A 15,171-nucleotide genomic window follows, 5' to 3' on the forward strand; every position below is an offset into this window, starting at 1 on the left:
GCAGTTGTACTTCGCACTTCGCGCCACCAAGGGGGACATCAATGACGCAGTGGTACTACGCCGACGCACAGCGGCAACGCCAGGGGCCGGTGGACACGGACACGCTGGTCGCGCGCCTGTCGCAGGGGCTTATCGATCGTAGCAGCCTGGTCTGGCGCGAGGGTCTGCCGCAGTGGGTGACGCTGGGCGATGTCGCGGCCGAACTGGGTCTGGATACGCCGATACCGGCGCCAGTAGCGCCGGCCGCCGATGCACCTGCAGTCGCGTTGACGAAGGAGGCCGCACCGCTAGCGGACATGTCGGCTGCCGATACCCCAGCACAGGATTGGTCGCGGCCGGCCGCCCCTGCCATCGCCGAACCGGATGCGCCGGCCGAGCCCGCTCAAGCTGCCACCAGCACACCGCCGGCACCGGCACCGGCAACCGCATCGGCGCCGCCTGGCCCATCCGCGCAAGATTTACTGCAGACGGGCTCGCACCCGGCAGCGGCGCAGCCTTACCCGACCGCCGGCGGGCTGGCCGCGCTGGAAGGCGACGCGTCGCGGTCCACTTCACCGGGCGCAGCGGACGCCGCCGTGCAGCCACCTGCAGCCGCCGCCGCATCCCCGCTCCAACCACCACCGGCCGCCACGCCGTTGCCGACCGCCTGGGACACCCCGGCCGGGCCCACACCGGCCGCCGTCGTCGCAGCGCCAGACGCGCCGGTCGTCTACGCCGGTCTGTGGCGCCGCGTGGCGGCCAGCATCCTGGACAGCCTGGTCACCACCTTCGCGGTCTACCTGATCGTGATCCCGCTGGTGTTCGTGCTTGCCTTCGGCGCCGGGCTGAGCGATGCCGGCTCCGCGCTGGACGATGGCAGCGCGCTCGGCATTGCGCTGCTGGTGCTGTCCTACGGCATCGGGCTGGCCATCCCCACCCTGTATTTCGCGTGGATGCAGTCCAGCCGGCTCCAGGCCAGCCTGGGCAAGCTTGCCTGCGGGATCAAGGTGGTCCGCGCCGACAGCCATGGCGCGCGCGTCGGCTTTTGGCGCAACCTGCTGCGCTACCTGGCCTACCTGCTGATCAGCGTGCTCACCCTGGGCATCGGTGTGGTCGTGGCCGCCTTCATGGCCGGTATGAGCGCGCGCAAGCAGGCCCCGCACGACAAGGTCTGCGACACTCTGGTGGTGGACCGCTGGGCCTTCACCGACCATCCGGAGCTGCAGTCCAGGGGGTTGGACACGGTCTCGATCGTGGTCCTGGCCCTTTACGGGCTGCTGCTGCTGGTCTCGATCGTGGTGGTGGGCTTCATGCTGGCGGCGATCGGGATGAGCCACAGCTAGCGGTTCGCGGCGCTGGCCGCTTGACACGGCGGCGTCCGCCGTGATCTTTCTAATAAGAGAACTGAACGCCCGGGCTACTTCCCGGGCGTTAACGTGTGGGAAACGGCCGATCTGCTTCCCTCGACCGGCCAATTAGGCCACGCTACCCGCCCCCCGGGCCTTGCCCCAAGAAGTTGCCACCATGCCCAAGCACCTGCTCATCGTCGAATCGCCCGCCAAGGCCAAGACGATCAATAAATACCTCGGCAAGGACTTCACCGTCCTGGCCTCGTATGGGCACGTGCGCGACCTCGTCCCCAAGGAGGGCGCGGTCGATCCGGACAATGGGTTCGCGATGCGCTACGACCTGATCGAGAAGAACGAGAAGCATGTCGAAGCCATCGCGCGCGCCGCCAAGGGCGCCGACGACATCTTTCTGGCAACCGACCCGGACCGCGAGGGCGAGGCGATCAGCTGGCACATCGCCGAGATCCTGAAAGAGCGCGGCCTGCTCAAGGACAAGCCGATGCAGCGGGTGGTGTTTACCGAAATCACCCCGCGCGCGATCAAGGAAGCCATGCTCAAGCCGCGCGCGATCGCCGCCGACCTGGTGGATGCGCAGCAGGCGCGCCGTGCGCTCGACTACCTGGTGGGCTTCAACCTGTCGCCGGTGTTGTGGCGCAAGGTGCAGCGCGGGTTGTCGGCCGGCCGCGTGCAGTCGCCGGCGCTGCGCATGATTGTCGAGCGCGAGGAAGAGATCGAAGCCTTCATCGCGCGCGAGTACTGGTCCATCGATGCGCATTGCCGGCATCCCTCGCAGGCCTTCAATGCACGGCTGATCAAGCTGGACGGACAGAAGTTCGAGCAGTTCACCGTCACCGACGGCGATACCGCCGAGGCGGCGCGGTTGCGTATCCAGCAGGCCGCGCAAGGCGTGCTGCACGTCACCGACGTGGCCAGCAAGGAGCGCAAGCGTCGTCCGGCCCCGCCGTTCACCACCTCCACGCTGCAGCAGGAAGCCTCGCGCAAACTCGGCTTCACCACCCGCAAGACCATGCAGGTGGCGCAGAAGTTGTACGAAGGCGTGGCGCTGGGCGATGAAGGCTCGGTCGGTCTGATCAGCTATATGCGTACCGACTCGGTGAACCTGTCGCAGGACGCACTGGCGGAAATCCGCGACGTGATCGCGCGCGATTTCGGCACCGCCTCGCTGCCGGACCAGCCCAACGCCTACACCACCAAATCCAAGAACGCGCAGGAAGCCCATGAAGCGGTGCGCCCGACCTCGGCACTGCGCACTCCTGCACAGGTGGCGCGCTTTTTGTCCGACGACGAGCGCCGCCTGTACGAGCTGATCTGGCGTCGCGCGGTGGCCTGCCAGATGATTCCGGCCACGCTCAACACCGTCAGCGTGGATCTGTCGGCCGGCAGCGAACATGTGTTCCGCGCCAGCGGCACCACTGTGGTGGTCCCGGGCTTCCTGGCCGTCTACGAGGAAGGCAAGGACACCAAGAGCAGCGAAGATGAGGATGAGGGCCGCAAGCTGCCGCTGATGAAGGCCGGCGACAACATCCCGCTGGACCGCATCGTCACCGACCAGCACTTCACCCAACCGCCGCCGCGCTTCACCGAAGCGGCGCTGGTCAAGGCGCTGGAGGAATACGGCATCGGCCGTCCGTCCACCTATGCCTCGATCATCCAGACCCTGCAGTTCCGCAAATACGTGGAAATGGAAGGACGCAGCTTCCGTCCCACCGACGTGGGCCGTGCGGTCTCCAAGTTCCTGTCCGGACATTTCACCCGCTACGTGGACTACGACTTCACCGCCAAGCTCGAAGACGACCTGGATGCGGTCTCGCGTGGCGAGGAAGAGTGGATCCCGTTGATGGAGAAGTTCTGGGGCCCGTTCAAGGAACTGGTCGAGGACAAGAAGGATTCGCTGGACAAGACCGACGCTGGCAGCGTGCGCGTGCTCGGCACCGACCCGGTCAGCGGCAAGGAAGTGAGCGCACGCATCGGCCGCTTCGGCCCGATGGTGCAGATCGGCACCGTGGAAGACGAAGAAAAGCCGACCTTCGCCTCGTTGCGACCGGGCCAGAGCATCTATTCGATCTCGATCGAAGACGCGCTGGAGCTGTTCAAGATGCCGCGCGCCCTCGGCCAGGACAAGGACCAGGACGTCAGCGTCGGCATTGGCCGCTTCGGGCCGTTTGCGCGCCGCGGTAGCGTGTATGCGTCGCTGAAGAAGGAAGACGATCCGTACACCATCGATCTGGCGCGGGCGGTGTTCCTGATCGAAGAGAAGGAAGAGATCGCACGCAACCGCGTCATCAAGGAATTCGACGGCAGCGACATCCAGGTGCTCAATGGCCGCTTTGGCCCGTACATCAGCGATGGCAAGCTCAATGGCAAGATCCCCAAGGATCGCGAGCCGGCATCGTTGACCTTCGAGGAAGTGCAGCAGCTGCTGGCCGACACCGGCAAGCCGGTGCGCAAGGGCTTCGGTGCCAAGAAGGCCACGCTCAAGAAGAATGCGGTGAAGGATTCGGCGCCGAAGAAGACGGCCGTCAAGAAGACCGCGACCAAGACCGCTGCCACCAAGACGGCGGCGAAGAAGGCCCCGGCCAAGAAGGCCGCCGCCAAGAAGGCGACCAAGCGCGTGGTCAAGAAGACCGCGAGCAAGGCCGCAGGCTGAGCCACGCCATGGATCACGCACTCAGCCTGGATGGCGCTGTCGCCGCCCTGCGCCAGGGTGGCGTGATCGCCTACCCCACCGAGGCAGTGTGGGGCTTGGGCTGCGATCCGGCCCGGGAAGCGGCCGTGTTGCGGTTGCTGGAGATCAAGCGGCGGCCGGTGGACAAGGGCGTGATCGTGGTGGCCTCCGATGTGGCGCTGTTGCGCGATTGGGTCGACCTGGATGCGCTGGAATCGGCCCGCAGACAAGCCGTGCTGGCCAGCTGGCCCGGCCCGAACACCTGGATCCTGCCGATCACCGACCGCGCGCCGCGCTGGGTCACCGGCACGCATGACGGGTTGGCGGTGCGCGTCAGCGCCCATCCGCTCGTGGCGGCGCTGTGCGCGGCCTGGGGTGCGCCGCTGGTGTCCACCAGTGCCAACCTGGCCGGGCAGCCGCCGGCGCGCAGCCGCGACGCGCTGGACCCGGCCTTGCTGACCAGTATCGACGGCGTGCTGGCCGGCGACGTCGGCGGCCACGCCCAGCCCACCACCATCCGCGATGCGCGTACCGGTCAGGTCTTGCGCGACTGAGACCGCGCCAGCCAATCCGACGCGACAGATCATGCCGCGGTGCCTGGATGACGATGGGAACGCGCTGCCAAGACCAATCGCCCTTGGCACGGCCTGGCGGGCCAGACAACGCATGATCTGATCCCCGCTCTCGCAGATCCAACGGCGACCGCCTCCCGTCAGCGTTGCAGGCAACCCTGCCACCGCGCCTGATCCGTGTAGCCGATCACCGCAAGCGCGGCCAGCCGGGATCCACGCCATCTCCCCCGCAGTGAGTGCAGCCGGTCTCGGTGGCGCAGTTCTACGTCCGCGTTCTGTAGCGACCAGTCATGGAGCTGACGCGCCAGATTCCAGGTTCTGGCCCGGTGTTCAAGCCAGGCCACCACACCCTGAAGCGGCACCGCCCCGCAGCACACGACCGGCATCCGCATCGCGCCCTGGCAGCCAGTCGCCCCACTTTGCGGCGCGGCCGCCGAGCGCGCACACTCCAGCCATGCGCACTTTCCCGATTCTGTTGTTGCTGGCCTGTGCGCTGCCCGCCTCGGCAGCGAACACGGCCACCAAGCCCGACCCGAACGTGCGGGTCTACCGCTGTGTCAGCAGCACCGGCACGGTTGCGCTGCAGGACGCGCCGTGCAGCAGCGGGCGCCAGCAGGTGCTGGACATGCAGCGCCCGCAGGATCCGCCAGCGCGTCCGCAGCGCCTGGATGCACCGGCACCGGCTGCCGCGCCGCCGGCGCGCGAGGTCCGCATCGTCACCGTACAGCCGCCGCAACCGATGTACGAGTGCACTACCGAAGATGGCAACCGCTATACCAGCGACAGCCCGGAAGGCAATCCGCGCTGGGTGCCGACCTGGGGCCCGGCCTATGTGGGCAATGGCATCGCTCCGCCTCCGCCACCTGCCGGCACCCTGCGCCCACCGCTACCGGTCAGCCCGCGCCCCGCGATCGCGGTGCAGGGTGGCTCCTCCGGACGCGGCGGCAGCATCCGCGGCAGCGCCAGCTTCGGCACCGACGCCTACCAGGGTCGCTATCAAGGCACCTATCAGGGCGGTTATGGCGGCACGGTGATCGTGCCTTACGGCAATGTGCAGATCCGCGACGAATGCCATGCGCTGCCCGAGCAGGAAGTGTGCGCGCGCCTGGCCGACCGGCGCTGGGAGCTGATCCGTCGCTATAACAGCGCCCTGCAGAGCGAGCGGGTGGAACTCAGCCGCGAACAGCGCGGCATCGAAGCGCGCCAGCAACGCGATTGCGGCGGCGTATGAGCCGCATGCGCCTGATCGCCTTGTTGATGATGGCCTGGGTCTCAGGCAGCAATGCCCAGGAAGTGGCCATCTATCGCTGCACCGATCCCAGCGGCGCGCTCACCGTGCAGAACATGCCGTGTCCGAAGGGCATGCAGCAACAGAAGAAGCTGATGACCGCACCGGCCTCGGTGCCATTTGCGCCCGGCACGCCCCCTGCGCCAGCGCCCGTGCGCACGGCACCGGTTGCGCCAGCGCCGCCGGCAGCAGTGCCTGCCGCTGCGCCCGTGGCAGCGCCGGCCCCACTGCCATCGACCTCCACCCTGCCCCCACCACCGCTATTCGAATGCACCGCGCACGACAACGGCCGCTACTTCACCGAAGACCGCGAACCGGCCACGCGCTGCCTGCCGATGCAGACGACCAACCTGGCCGGCGGCCCGGCCACCGGTGGCGGCAGTGCCTGCGAAGTGGTCACCGACCGTTGCGCCCCGGTGCCGGACCAGAGCCTGTGCGAGGCCTGGCGCAAACGCGCCGAGCAGGCCGAATCGACCTGGCGTTTCTCCGATGAAGCGCAGTCGGCCGAACGCAAACAGCGCTACGACCAGATGCGGCGTGTGCTGGAGGAAAGCCGCTGCGCGAATCCCTCGGCCGCGCCCTGACTGACTCTGCAGGGCTGCGTGCAGGAAGGCGATCGATGGCAAGTGCGTCATGCCTGCGCGTCACCGATGCCCCCATCCGCCCTTCGGGCACCTTCCCCCGCGATGCCGGGGGAAAGGGATGTATCCCGCGCCGACCCGGGGATCCTCTGGTTGCGCGCGTTGCGGATTAAGCGCCCTTCTCTGTTGAAGCGTCTTTTCGTTTACACACCGTTGCCACAGCGGCCGCAGTCGTGTGCCGATGAGGCTAAGAGTGGCTAACAAAACGTAGCGAGCAGTCGTCAGGCGGGTGTGGACGGCGCGGAGGAACCGGAGTGTACGAGTGGTACATGAGGATTCCGAGCACCGGCCGCGCCCGCCTGGCGGCTGCGCAGTAGTTTTGTTAGCTGCTCTAAAACCCGTACCGCAGGAATCCGCCATCCACCGCGATGCATTCGCCGGTGATGTAGCTGGCGGCCGGCAAGCACAGAAAACCGACCGCGGCGGCGACCTCTTCGGGTTCGCCAATGCGGCGCATCGGCGTTCGCTCGATCACCTGCTCGTAGTAGTCCGGATCCGACAACGGCCCGGAGGTACGGCGCGTGCGGATGTACCACGGCGCCACCGCATTGACGCGAATGCCGTCCTCGGCCCACTCCACCGCCAGGTTGCGCGTCATCTGCTGCAGCGCCGCCTTGGTCATGCCGTAAGGCGCGCCGCTGCGCACATGCGTGATGCCCGAGACGCTGCCGACATTGACGATAGCCGAGGCCGCGTGCCGGGTCAGCAGCGGGTGTGCGTAACGCGACAGTTCGAACGCGGAAAACACGTTGGTTTCGAAGATGCCGCGCCACTCGTCTTCGGTGTAGTCGATCGCGGCGCGGGTGATGTTGCCGCCGGCATTGTTGATCAGCAGATGCAGGCCGTCGGCGTGGTCTTCCACCCAGTCCAGGATCGCGCGGCGCTCGTCGTCGTCGGAGACATCGGCGGCCAGGCCGTGCAGTTCGCGCTCCGGGAACTCTTCGGCCAGTTCGTCGCGCGCCTGCGCCAGTGCATCGGCATCGCGCGCCACCAGCAGCAGATCCGCACCGAAGCCGAGCAGTTCGCGGGCAATGGCAAGACCAATACCGGCGCTGGCGCCGGTGATGAGCGCGGTCTGTCCGTCCAGCCGCCAGCGGTGCGTTGTCACGTGGGTGATCCTCTTTCAAAACGCGGGAAACAGCCGCTGCAGCGCAGTTGACGCAGCGCGACGGCAGCGGCGTTAGGATACCGCCACACCGAGCGAGGTCACGACGATGAAACTGCACTGGATGCTTGCCGCCGTTCTGGCGTTGCCGGTTGTGGCTTGCCAGCGCCCGCAACCGGCGCCCACCGATCAAAAGCCCGATCCGCAGGCGACCGCCTTGCGCGACCACATCCAGGCGCCGCTGAACCAGGCACACGCCGTGCAGGCCGCCAGCGACCAGGCTGCCGAAGATCAGCGCAAGGCGATCGACGCCGCCACGCAATAACGGCGGCTAATACGCTGCACGCGCAGTCGTGTGGACGGCGCGCAGGAACCGGTGTGTATGTGTACGAGTTGCACCTGCCGCACCGAGCACAGACCGCGCCCGCACGGCGGTGAGCACGGCCGTCTTGTCAGCTGCTGTAAGTGCGAGGCGGGGGAAGCGCGTTCAACAGTTCAACAGTTCAACACCGCAGCGGGGCCGTCCGCATGCGGCAAGCCCGCAGCGTCATGCGGCACAGACGACAACGCCGGCACAAGGCCGGCGTTGTCGCTGTAGTGGAGGGCCTGGCTTGCTGCCTCAGAACCCGCAGAAGCAGTAGGCCAGTGCCTTGACCGGCGTGCCGCCGGCCTTGCCGTCATGCACGGCGTCTTCGACAAAGCGCAGCTGCGTGTCCACTTCCGGCAGCGAGCGCGCCAGCACTGCGCGGGCCACGCCCGAATCGCCCAGCATCCAGGCGCCCATGCGGCTGCCGGCAAAGCCGCTCATGAACTGCGAGAACGGGGTGGCCGGCTTTTCCACATAGCGGACGCGGAACTTGCCGCGGCCCAGCTTGGCGCGGTCGGCCGCGTCGGCCACCGCTTCGGACATGCCGCCGAAGGCATCCACCAGACCGTGCTGCTTGGCCTGCGCACCGCTCCACACCCGACCACGCGCCACCTTGTCGATCGCCTCCACCGACTGGTGCCGCGCCTGCGCCACCTTGCCGGTGAAATCGGCATAGCCCTTGTTGATCACCGACTGGATCACCTGGCCGGCGGCCGGGTCCAGCGGGCGAGTGATATCGAAGGCACCGGCAAAGCGCGTGGTGCCCACGCCGTCGGTATGCACGCCGATCTTGTCCAGCGCGCGGGTCAGGTTGGGCACCATGCCGAAGATGCCGATCGAACCGCTGATCGTGGACGGGTCGGCGTAGATGCGATCGGCATTCATGCTGATCCAGTACCCGCCCGAGGCGGCCAGGTCGCCCATCGAGACCACCACCGGCTTTCCGGCCTGCTTGAGCGCGACCACTTCGCGCCGGATCAGCTCCGAGGCGAACACTTCGCCACCGGGCGAATCCACCCGCAGCACGACCGCCTTGACCTCGTCGTCGTCGCGCGCCTGGCGCAGCAGCGCGGCAGTGGACTCGCCACCGATGCGGCCGGCCGGCTGCTCGCCACCGCTGATCTCGCCGGCTGCCACGACCACGGCCACCTGCGGGCGGCTGTCCATCGGCGAGCGCTGCGCCTGCAACTGGCTCAGGTAATCATTGAAGCCGATATTGCGGAAGCCACTGTCGGCATCGCTGTCGGCGACGCCGCGCTTGGTCAGCAGCGCATCGACGTCTTCACGGGTCTTGAGCCCGTCGACCAGCTTCTGCTGCAACGCGAACTTGGCCAGGTCACCGCCGGCGGCCACCACACCTTCGGGCAGCGTATCGATGCCGGCGGTCAGCTGTGCAGGCGTGAGCTTGCGCGCGGCGCCCACGTCGGCCAGGTAGCGCTGCCACACGTCGTTCATCCAGAACAGGTCCGCTTCCTTGGCGTCGGCCGAGGCCGCGTCGAGGATGTAGGGCTCGGCGGCGGACTTGTACTCGCCCACGCGGAACAGGTGCACGTCCACGCCGAGCTTGTCCTGCAGGCCTTCACGGAAATACTGGCGATAACGGCCAAGCCCTTCCAGCAGCACGCTGCCCATCGGGTCCAGGTACACCTCGTTGGCCTGCGCGGCGAGCAGGTACTGGCCCTGGCTCATGCTCTCGCTGAAGGCCACGATCTGCTTGCCGGAAGCGCGCAGCTTCTGCAGCGCAGCGGCCACTTCGCGCTGCGAGGCGAAGCCGGACGGCTGCAGCTTGTCCAGGTTCAACACCACACGCTCGATCTTGCGGTCCTTGCCGGCCGCTTCGATCACCCGCACCAGGTCGCGCAGCTGCACTTCTTCGGCGCTCTTGTCGCCCACCGCCTTGGCCAGCGACCGGCTCACCGGGTCGGCGCTGAATTGCTCGACCAGCGTGCCTTCGGGATTGATCACCAGCGTGGTGCGCTCGGCCAGCGGCTTGGTGCCGTCGCCGCGCGCCATCGCCACCACCAACACCAGCAGCAACAGGAACAGAAAACCGAAGAACACCAAGTTGAAGATCAGGCGCCGGGTGAAATTCATCACATCCCACAGGCCGACGAAGAAGCTGGCGATGGGACTGCGACGCACGGGGTGATTCATGGAAAACTCCGTCGAAAAGACGTTGCGGACAGATCGTGGCGCCCAGCATACCGGCTGCACCGTGCATGCGGCATGCGCTGAAAGTCAGGGTGCCACAGTGTCGGTCAGCCGCCGGCTGGTCTGGCGGAAGCGCAATCCCATCAGGACCGATGCCACGGTCAGGCCCAGGATCAGACCGACCCACATGCCCTGCGGTCCCCAACCAAGACCCAGCCCGAGCCCGGCGCCGATCGGCATGCCCACGCCCCAGTACGAGACCATGGCCAGAAACATCGGCACACGCGTGTCCTTGAGCCCGCGCAGCGCGCCGGCCGACAACACCTGGATGCCATCGGGAAACTGGAAGGTGGCGGCAAACAGCAGCAGCAGCGAAGCCAGCGCGGCCACCGCCACATCGTCGGTATACACGCTCACGATGGCGTCGTGCCCCAGCAACAGCGCGCTGGCCGACAGCGCCTGGGTGCCCAGCACGATGGCGTAACCGGCCCAGGTGGCGCGACGCATCGCGAGCGGGTCGCCGCGGCCGACCGCGTGGCCCACGCGCACAGTGGTGGCCTCGGCCACGCCCATCGGGATCATGAAGCACAGCTGCGCGACGTTGATGGCGATCTGGTGTGCGGCCGCCTCGGTCGCGCCCAACCGGCCGATCAGCAGCGCGGTGACGATGAACAACCCGCCTTCCATCAACACGGTGATGCCGATCGGAAGGCCCGTGCGCAGCAGATCGCCGATCGCCCGCCAGCGCGGCCCTTCCAGGTGAGTGAACAACTCCAGATGCGCAAACCGCCGCGCGCGCCACAGATACAGTGCAAACGCGCTGGCCTGCACCCACATGGTGATCGCCGACGCCATGCCCAGCCCCTGCGCGCCATGTTCGGCAAACCCGAATCGGCCATAGGTCAGCGCATAGCCCAGCGGCGCCAGCACCAGCAACCCGCCGAAGCCCAGCAGCATGGTCGGCAGCGTCCAGTGCATGCCCTCGCTGAGATAGCGCATGCAGAAGTAGAACGTCAGCGCCGGCACGCCCCAGCGCACCGCATGCAGGAAGTCGGTGGCGCCGGGCACGATGTCCGGCGCAATGCCGAAGGTCGGCAGCAGTGGCGGCACCACGCTCAGGAACGCGAACATCAGCGCGCTCAGCCCCAGCGACAACCACAGGGCCTGACGGAACAGCGGCCCGATCTCGCGCTCGCGCCCGGCGCCGAGCAGTTGCGACACCGAGGCGGTCAACGAAATCAGGGTGCCGATCGGCACCAGCATCGGCAGCCACAGCAGCGAGGTGCCGATGGTCACCGCCGCCAGCGTGGCGGTGCCGTGGTGGCCGGCGATGACGTTATCGACGAAGCCGATCAAGCCGGTGGAGACGTGACCGAGTACCAGCGGCAAGGCCAGCAGGCCGGTGGTGCGCACTTCCGAGGCGAAGCCTGGCGTCGTGGGCGCGGGTGTAGCAGAGACAGACATGACAAACCGATCGCCGCGCGGACTGCGGCCGTGCCGGGAGGCGCTGGCACCGGGTCGCGCGGGGCCGCCATCTTACGCGCACTTCCCGACAGGGATCTGACGCGCCCGCAGCACCCGGCAGCGCAAGGCGATTGCGGTGGCAACACGCCGTCATCGCCAAGGGTGTGGGCCTGCGCCGCGCGATACGCTGCATGGCCTGCCAGGCACGACCGTGGAGCGGCCCGGCCTGGCACTCAGCGTCCCTCGCCGCCAACCGGATCCGGCCATGTCCCTGCACCCGCCCACCGCGCATCCTTCGGACTGCGAGAACCGCGCCACCGCCCTGCGGGGCGCGTCTGCCACGCCTGCGGCCAGAGCACGCATAACCCCCCGGTGCGCAGCGTCGCGCACGCGGTGGAGGAAGTCTTCGACTCCTTCTGGCACCTGGATGGACGGATCTTCCGCACCTTGCGCGACCTGCTGGTGCCCGGCCGCGTGGCGCTGCGGTTCCTGGGCGGCCATCGCCTGCGCTACGTCGCGCCGATGCGGCTGTTCCTGGTGCTGAGCCTGCTGACATCCTTCATCGCCCGGCTGGCGGTGCATGCGTCAGACGACGCGCACGCGCTCACCGGGGACAACCTCACCCAGACGTCGTTACCCAAGGACTTTGCGCATGCACGCACACCGGCACAGGTGGAAGCGGTCCGCGCAGATGGCCGGCGCGCTGCTGCAGACCCGTAAGGTGGTGCCGGTAGGCATTGCCCGCGCACGCACACCGGCACAGGTGGAAGCGGTCCGCGCGCAGATGGCCGGCGCGCTGCTGCAGACCCGCAAGGTGGTGCCGGCAGGCATTGCCCGCAACGACGTGGATGCCGGCATCGCCCGCGCCGAGAGCGGAGCGCGTAAACGGCTGGCGCAACTGCATCAGGGAGCGCGCCTGGAGAGTGCCGCGCCGGCGGTGGATGCACCCGACAACGCCACGTTCTTTTCGGTGGTTGGCAAGCCCTGGGATCCGGTCAGCAATCCGCTGACATCGGCGCCGCTGCCGGCGTTCGCCAACCACTGGCTCAACGTGCAGCTCCGCCATATCCGCGACAACCTGCCGCGCCTGCGCAGCAACCCGCAGCTGCTCTACAACGCCTTCTTTGCCGCGGTGCCGTCCACGTTGCTGGTGCTGGTACCGCTGTTTGCGTTGCTGTTGCGCGTGTTCTACCTGCGCAGCGGCCGGGTGTATCTGCAACATCTGGTGGTCGCGCTCTACAGCCACGCGTTCGTGTGCCTGAACCTGCTGGCCATGCTGCTGTTGTCGCTGCTGGCCGATGCGCTGGCGCAGATTGCCAGCCCGATCGCCTGGAGCATCGGGGTGGTTCAATTCGGGCTGGCGCTGTGGATGCCGCTGTAGCCGCTGTAGCTGCTGTGGATGCAGCGGCGTGTCTATGGGCAGGGCTGGCCGCTGACGGTGCTGAAGTACGTTGGCCTGGGCGGCATCTATCTGGTCGTCGTTACCGTGGCCGCTGCGCTGCTGATGGTGGCCAGCCTGGCGCGTCTTTAAGCAGGCCTTGTAGATCAAGCAGGCCCTGAAGAGCGCTGCTTCAGCGCTGGCTGCAACCAGGCTTGCGATGCGGCGGTGTTCGCGCCCCCACGTATCGGCATCGGCGCGTGTGGTGCGGCTGCCCCTGGTCCAGTGCCGCCGTCAGTTCCTGCGCCAGCACACCCATGGCGGTCACGCCAGCCGGGCATTGGCCTGCTGCTCGGATCACGGCATCAACGCGGCATCGGCGTGTGCGGGCACTGTGCGCAGTTGCCATCGAAGGTGCGGCGTGTGCGCGGCGGCCCACCGCCGCGGCGCGGGCGATCAACGCGCCAGCTGACGGCTCAACCAGCTGCCGCGCGTGGCCGGCGCCTGCGCCAGCAGTGCCTCACGCAGACCATCGCGCTCCTGTGGCGGCGTGCGTTGCGCCAGGACCGCCAGCTGCGCCAGCTGGCCGGCATCCAGGCTACGCAGCACCGCCAACACCTGCTCGCGCTGCGCCACCGGCACGTAGCCAACCAGCGGCTGCAGCTGCGGATAGAAGTTGCCAAGCTGCGAGCCCAGCCGCCACCCGTCCCGGTGCAGGCGATCCAGTGCGGTGAACTGGGTGCGCAGGGCGCGCTGCTGGTCCTCGGGCAGCCCCTGCAGGCGCTCGCGTGCCTGGCGCAGCACCACCCGGTCGGTGGCGGTCAGGTCCTTCCAGGCGGCGTAGCGGGCACGCAGGTCGGCCTGCTGCACGGGCGTCAGTGCGGCCCAGCGCGCGCGTTGCTGGGCGGCGCTGGGTGCGGCCGGCGACGTCGCAGCGGACGCGGGCGTCGTGGCGCCACCTTCATCCAGCGCGGCCGGCAGGGCCTGCGCACCGGCGCTGCCGATCACGGCGCACAGCAACAGTGCTGCCCAGTCAGTTTTCGTCATCGACCGTCTCCAGTGGCGCCGACGGCTGTTCGGCCGCCGTGGCGTGTGCGCCGGATTCGTCGGCCGGGATCGGATGCCCGGCCGCATACCACGCGTAGAAATCCGCCGAACGCGCCAGTTCCAGGTCCGGGTCGGCCAGCATCGCCTGGTCACGTGGATCCAGCGCGGGGGCGGCGGGCTGATCCGGCAAGTCGATCGCCGGCAGTTCTTCCACCAAAACCGGGGCGGCATCGGTCACATGCAGCACGCCCGCCGGGGCCTGCGACACCGGCTCCGGCGGCAATGCCGGCCGGCGATGCGTCCACCACCAGGCCAGCACCGCCAACAGCATCGCCAGTGCCAGCACGCCCAGGGCGATGCCGGCCTGGCGGCGATCGACCCGGGGCCATTGCCATTGCCGCCTGCTGCGCGCGCGGGCAGGACGCTGCCGCGCCGGCACCGGCGACGGCTCTGCCAGGGTGGCCGGCTGCAGCGGCATGCCGGCCAGCGCCGCGTCGCGCAGCTGACTCAACCGGCTGAGCTGGGATGGGCTGAGGTCGCGCAACTCCTGCTGCGCCGCCTCGGCCAGCACCCGCCACGCCTGTGCATCCGGGTTGCCCGCCGCATCGCGCGGGCAGGCGCGTGCCAGCGCCTGGCGATAATCCGCCACGGCCACGCCCTGGACCTCGCTGGCGGCATCCTCCTCCAGCCCGGCCACGATCCGCAGCAACAGCGCCAGCCGGTCGGAGGTCTGCATCCGGCCCAGTGCCGTGAAGGGCGGCAACCAGGTGCCCGGCATGGGTTCGCGTCGCAATGGCGGCGCCGCCGCCAGCAGGCTCCAGAAGCGCATCGGCCAGCCAGCCATCGGCCGCCCGGCCGCCTGGCTACTGAAGGCACGCAGCGCCGCCGCCAGGGCCCGCTCGGCCGCTGCCCCGTCGCCGCACTGTAGCTGCGCGAGCACCAGACCCCGGCGTTCGACGCCCCGCAGGAAGGCTGACAGCGCGGCGGGGGTAACGGGGGCGTCGGGGACTACGGTCATGTGAACTCCAGCATCGGCCGGCATGATACCGACGCAAATCGGCCGCGCCGACCGCTTGACAGATCGCCCCGTCGTTGCTCCGCTCCCGACCGCTGTCCGCGCACGTTGTGCACAGCGGCAGACATA

11 protein-coding genes, 1 other RNA gene and 1 pseudogene are annotated in these 15,171 nt (G+C 68.4%); 7 read left to right on the plus strand and 6 right to left on the minus strand.

Annotated elements, in window-relative coordinates:
• The first annotated feature begins 41 nt into the window (after nucleotides 1-41).
• From A7D17_RS05255 to A7D17_RS05275, 5 genes are all read left to right on the plus strand, one after another.
• Nucleotides 42-1,322 carry an RDD family protein gene (locus A7D17_RS05255; RefSeq protein ID WP_064508135.1) on the plus strand — a complete coding sequence of 427 codons (1,281 nt, stop codon included), beginning with the start codon at nucleotides 42-44 and terminating at the stop codon, nucleotides 1,320-1,322.
• A gap of 181 nt (nucleotides 1,323-1,503) precedes the next feature.
• Nucleotides 1,504-3,996, plus strand: a complete 2,493-nt coding sequence (locus A7D17_RS05260) for a DNA topoisomerase I (RefSeq protein WP_064508136.1) — start codon at nucleotides 1,504-1,506, stop codon at nucleotides 3,994-3,996.
• 8 nt (nucleotides 3,997-4,004) lie between these two features.
• On the plus strand, nucleotides 4,005-4,568 hold the full coding sequence (gene tsaC, locus A7D17_RS05265; RefSeq protein ID WP_064508137.1) for an L-threonylcarbamoyladenylate synthase type 1 TsaC: 564 nt from the start codon (nucleotides 4,005-4,007) through the stop codon (nucleotides 4,566-4,568).
• A gap of 472 nt (nucleotides 4,569-5,040) precedes the next feature.
• Nucleotides 5,041-5,817, plus strand: a complete 777-nt coding sequence (locus A7D17_RS05270; RefSeq protein WP_064508138.1) for a hypothetical protein — start codon at nucleotides 5,041-5,043, stop codon at nucleotides 5,815-5,817.
• A 14-nt stretch (nucleotides 5,818-5,831) separates the two neighbouring features.
• Entirely contained in the window at nucleotides 5,832-6,458 is a 627-nt protein-coding gene (locus tag A7D17_RS05275; protein WP_193395316.1) for a DUF4124 domain-containing protein, read from the plus strand.
• 252 nt (nucleotides 6,459-6,710) lie between these two features.
• On the opposite strand, the gene A7D17_RS05280 is transcribed toward A7D17_RS05275, so the two are convergent.
• A non-coding RNA gene (locus A7D17_RS05280) (sX9 sRNA) lies at nucleotides 6,711-6,786 on the minus strand.
• Nucleotides 6,787-6,846: 60 nt separating this feature from the next.
• On the minus strand, nucleotides 6,847-7,623 hold the full coding sequence (locus tag A7D17_RS05285) for an SDR family oxidoreductase (RefSeq protein ID WP_064508140.1): 777 nt from the start codon (nucleotides 7,621-7,623) through the stop codon (nucleotides 6,847-6,849).
• Between the two features lie 106 nt (nucleotides 7,624-7,729).
• Between A7D17_RS05285 and A7D17_RS05290 the strand changes: the two genes are divergently transcribed.
• On the plus strand, nucleotides 7,730-7,945 hold the full coding sequence (locus A7D17_RS05290) for a hypothetical protein (RefSeq protein ID WP_064508141.1): 216 nt from the start codon (nucleotides 7,730-7,732) through the stop codon (nucleotides 7,943-7,945).
• A 294-nt stretch (nucleotides 7,946-8,239) separates the two neighbouring features.
• Here the strand turns inward: A7D17_RS05290 and sppA are convergent, their stop codons facing one another.
• Both sppA and A7D17_RS05300 read right to left on the minus strand, forming a co-directional pair.
• Entirely contained in the window at nucleotides 8,240-10,141 is a 1,902-nt protein-coding gene (sppA, locus tag A7D17_RS05295) for a signal peptide peptidase SppA (RefSeq protein ID WP_064508142.1), read from the minus strand.
• An 84-nt stretch (nucleotides 10,142-10,225) separates the two neighbouring features.
• Nucleotides 10,226-11,602, minus strand: coding sequence for an MATE family efflux transporter (locus A7D17_RS05300; protein ID WP_064508143.1), 1,377 nt, complete (start codon nucleotides 11,600-11,602; stop codon nucleotides 10,226-10,228).
• A 265-nt stretch (nucleotides 11,603-11,867) separates the two neighbouring features.
• On the opposite strand from A7D17_RS05300, the pseudogene A7D17_RS05305 reads away from it, so the two are divergent.
• Nucleotides 11,868-13,133, plus strand: a pseudogene (locus tag A7D17_RS05305) (DUF3667 domain-containing protein).
• 303 nt (nucleotides 13,134-13,436) lie between these two features.
• On the opposite strand, the gene A7D17_RS05310 reads toward A7D17_RS05305, so the two are convergent.
• Together A7D17_RS05310 and A7D17_RS05315 are read right to left on the minus strand one after the other, a co-directional pair.
• Nucleotides 13,437-14,027, minus strand: coding sequence for a DUF3106 domain-containing protein (locus A7D17_RS05310; protein ID WP_064508144.1), 591 nt, complete (start codon nucleotides 14,025-14,027; stop codon nucleotides 13,437-13,439).
• Nucleotides 14,014-15,045, minus strand: coding sequence for a hypothetical protein (locus A7D17_RS05315; RefSeq protein WP_064508145.1), 1,032 nt, complete (start codon nucleotides 15,043-15,045; stop codon nucleotides 14,014-14,016). Before A7D17_RS05315 ends, A7D17_RS05310 begins: the two co-directional genes overlap by 14 nt.
• Nucleotides 15,046-15,171: the final 126 nt, after the last annotated feature.

The organism is Xanthomonas floridensis (assembly GCF_001642575.1).
GTDB classification, from domain to species: Bacteria; Pseudomonadota; Gammaproteobacteria; order Xanthomonadales; family Xanthomonadaceae; genus Xanthomonas; species Xanthomonas floridensis.

Coding starts and splice junctions, on each gene's coding strand:
- sppA (WP_064508142.1), bottom strand. CDS start 10,141: ATGAATCACCCCGTGCGTCGCAGTCCCATCGCCAGCTTCTTCGTCGGC.
- tsaC (WP_064508137.1), top strand. CDS start 4,005: ATGGATCACGCACTCAGCCTGGATGGCGCTGTCGCCGCCCTGCGCCAG.
- A7D17_RS05315 (WP_064508145.1), bottom strand. CDS start 15,045: ATGACCGTAGTCCCCGACGCCCCCGTTACCCCCGCCGCGCTGTCAGCC.
- A7D17_RS05270 (WP_064508138.1), top strand. CDS start 5,041: ATGCGCACTTTCCCGATTCTGTTGTTGCTGGCCTGTGCGCTGCCCGCC.
- A7D17_RS05300 (WP_064508143.1), bottom strand. CDS start 11,602: ATGTCTGTCTCTGCTACACCCGCGCCCACGACGCCAGGCTTCGCCTCG.
- A7D17_RS05310 (WP_064508144.1), bottom strand. CDS start 14,027: ATGACGAAAACTGACTGGGCAGCACTGTTGCTGTGCGCCGTGATCGGC.
- A7D17_RS05290 (WP_064508141.1), top strand. CDS start 7,730: ATGAAACTGCACTGGATGCTTGCCGCCGTTCTGGCGTTGCCGGTTGTG.
- A7D17_RS05260 (WP_064508136.1), top strand. CDS start 1,504: ATGCCCAAGCACCTGCTCATCGTCGAATCGCCCGCCAAGGCCAAGACG.
- A7D17_RS05255 (WP_064508135.1), top strand. CDS start 42: ATGACGCAGTGGTACTACGCCGACGCACAGCGGCAACGCCAGGGGCCG.